Raw genomic sequence first — 2,522 nt, forward strand, 5'->3', positions numbered from 1 at the left:
AACATGGCGCAGCTTTCAAATTCGTGGCGTATATCCCATGTTTTACGAACATGCCTCATTCTGGGCAGTTGTATAAAGCTTTTGCGCCATGAATTTGATAGTGAGACTTGATATGTACTAAGGGAACAAAAATAATAAACCCTTGTGTCGCACGGGTTATACGCTTGTGATGCCGCGCCACGAATCTGAAAGATACGCCATTCTCTGTAAAAGCGTACACAAATCTTGCTAGCCGCCATCTCCAGCACAGCTTGTAGCAATTCATCCAGGTCAGCGGGTTTGGCGATATGCTGCCCAAACCCTGCTGCAATTGCTTGCAGCCGATCTGATTCTTTGGCATTAGCTGTTAGTGCGATCGCAGGCACCTGCCCTCCTTGCTGGGCCGTCAACGCTCTAATGCGGCGGATTAACGTGTAACCATCTTCGTCAGGCATACTTACATCACTAACTAAAATGTCTGGTCGCCACTCCAGAACTGCCTGGAATGCGTCACTCGCAGAGCTAGCTGCTGCTACCTCTGCACCGTAAGTCTCAAATAGGAAGACGAGGAATTGAAGGCTGTCACCATCGTCATCTACAACCAACACCTTGAGACCATCTAACCTAAGATCACCCTTGGGAGACATGGATCAGGAACCTTGACAGAATTTGTAGGGAAAATTCGATATTCCCACAAAAGGCTTTACTTTCCGTCACTGTCGCCCAACAAGCTTGAGAATTTCTTGAACTAACTCATCAGCGTCTAAAGGCTTGGACATAAAATACTGAAAGCCTGCGTCTAATGCGTTTTCAGCGTTGGACTCCCTGGTGTAGGACGTTACCGCAATGGCTGGAAGTTCACCCCAAGTGCCCTCCAGCTGCCTGATCTGTTCAATCAGCCAACGTCCATCCTTCTGGGGAAGTCTGACATTGCTGACCAAGATGTCTGGTCGCCGCTGTCCTAATTCTCCCAGAGCTTCAAGGGCAGACCTAGCAAGGATAACCTCAGCTCCAGACTCTTGGAGAATGAACGTAAAAAGCTCAGCAATATCAGGCTCATCCTCAACGAGAAGCACTGTCAGCCCTGCTAAAGGCGCTAGAGAGGAAGAAGACTTGTTTTCTGTGTTTTGCATAGCCGTAGTAGAGAACACAATTGCCTTCATCAAGGCTGATCAGGCGGCTTTTATGTTCTCCCATAAGGCAGGAATGTACTCCAATGGGTGAACCCCTGGAAAAGACTCTACCCAAAGATGTAAGCTCTTGTACGATACAGTACTTAGATTAAGTACGAAAGCCTATCTACTACTCACTCTGAGGACTGAGCAGCAGCCAAGACTAAAAAGCAATCGTATGACGGATGGAACTACAAATAGAGAGCCAGAACCCGAAAACCAAGTTTCCTATCATGGGTATCTTTTGAAAGCTACTCAAAACCGAGAAACAAAGGTCTGGACGGTTAGCTACAACCTGGAGGGCAATCCCCCCTTCAACTCCAAAATCAAGTGGCAAAACCCCAAAGAAGCGAAGAATCTTGGCTTCTATCGACTCAACGATGAAATCGTGACTGGCGCAAGTAGTTTGCTTGAGCCACATGGTCTAAACTTCATTCCTCAAATTCACTGTTTTCTAGAGTATGGCGAGTTAGAGTCGATTTGACTGAGGGCAACTGCAACGGCAAGAACAAAACGATCGAAGCGTATGATTTTGTCGTTCGCGTCAGTCCAGATTTAACTCATCTTGAAGAAGAGCAGTATTATCTCAGTTACCTGAATCGATACTTTACGATTGACCCCCAGCTAGCGATCGCAGGAATTCCAACCATCTTGAAACTACTTGAGGCTTGCAATCGACAAGTCAAATATCAATGCTCACTGATGTCGCTCACTCGCTGAAAGATTCTGCTTCGCGAGCCTTAGTACAGGGTGAGCGAGGTCCCTATGACGGGGATTGGATTTACTGGAGTCAATGAAATCAGCACACCTCCGACTATCAAACCAACAGTTGTCAAACTATTGGTTTGATAGTCAGGGAAGTGTCAATTATGTGGATTGTATTTTCAGTCAGAGGAGCTGATGAAAGTTCACCATGTGGACGGCAATTCAGCCAACTATCAACAGAACAATCTGGCGCTATTACATCGACATCGTCATGACCAATTGCACCGAAGTCTGCGTGACAAGCACCAGACGGTTGAGGAGCCGTGTGAGGTGCAAAATCTCAAGCACGGTTCTGAAGACCAGCGGAGTAGGCGACGCTCCGCTGAGTTTAACTCCATTGCTATACAAGGGCGAAGATACACGGGCGATCGAAATCTTTTATCCATATCAACCGGCGAAGATTCGCCTACCGAATGAAGAGAGCATGTTTTATGCGGAGAAGCTTTACCGGAAATGGCGAGGCTGATGAGCCAGTAGGGCTTCAGTAATTTCCGGCGTTGTTGCATGATTGAGAATTGAGCCAATCAAGTTCTAAACTAGGTTGAGATTAAGCTTTAACTTCATAGCTATCAGGCTTTGCAACTTGGATCATGCGATTGAGAGCAG

Annotated in this window: 5 protein-coding genes; 3 read left to right on the plus strand and 2 right to left on the minus strand. The window is 46.7% G+C overall.

Features of this window, described 5'->3' with window-relative positions; genetic code table 11:
- On the minus strand, positions 1-626 hold a 626-nt coding region (locus H6F93_RS00725), incomplete at its 3' end, for a response regulator (protein ID WP_190678294.1).
- A 66-nt stretch (positions 627-692) separates the two neighbouring features.
- Complete coding sequence (locus H6F93_RS00730) at positions 693-1,112, minus strand: response regulator (protein ID WP_190640990.1); 420 nt, start codon at positions 1,110-1,112, stop codon at positions 693-695.
- 217 nt (positions 1,113-1,329) lie between these two features.
- On the opposite strand from H6F93_RS00730, the gene H6F93_RS00735 reads away from it, so the two are divergent.
- From H6F93_RS00735 to H6F93_RS00745, 3 genes are all read left to right on the plus strand, one after another.
- On the plus strand, positions 1,330-1,635 hold the full coding sequence (locus H6F93_RS00735; protein WP_190678297.1) for a hypothetical protein: 306 nt from the start codon (positions 1,330-1,332) through the stop codon (positions 1,633-1,635).
- Complete coding sequence (locus tag H6F93_RS00740; protein WP_190678299.1) at positions 1,632-1,871, plus strand: hypothetical protein; 240 nt, start codon at positions 1,632-1,634, stop codon at positions 1,869-1,871. Before H6F93_RS00735 ends, H6F93_RS00740 begins: the two co-directional genes overlap by 4 nt.
- A 180-nt stretch (positions 1,872-2,051) precedes the next feature.
- On the plus strand, positions 2,052-2,333 hold the full coding sequence (locus H6F93_RS00745; RefSeq protein ID WP_190640988.1) for a hypothetical protein: 282 nt from the start codon (positions 2,052-2,054) through the stop codon (positions 2,331-2,333).
- Positions 2,334-2,522: the final 189 nt, after the last annotated feature.

The sequence above is a fragment of the Leptolyngbya sp. FACHB-671 genome, from assembly GCF_014695745.1.
In the GTDB taxonomy this organism is placed as follows: Bacteria; Cyanobacteriota; Cyanobacteriia; order Elainellales; family Elainellaceae; genus JAAUTN01.

Bases quoted from the DNA above. Each gene is read 5' to 3' on its own strand.
- H6F93_RS00730 (WP_190640990.1), bottom strand. From the start codon at position 1,112: ATGCAAAACACAGAAAACAAGTCTTCTTCCTCTCTAGCGCCTTTAGCA.
- H6F93_RS00735 (WP_190678297.1), top strand. From the start codon at position 1,330: ATGACGGATGGAACTACAAATAGAGAGCCAGAACCCGAAAACCAAGTT.
- H6F93_RS00745 (WP_190640988.1), top strand. From the start codon at position 2,052: ATGAAAGTTCACCATGTGGACGGCAATTCAGCCAACTATCAACAGAAC.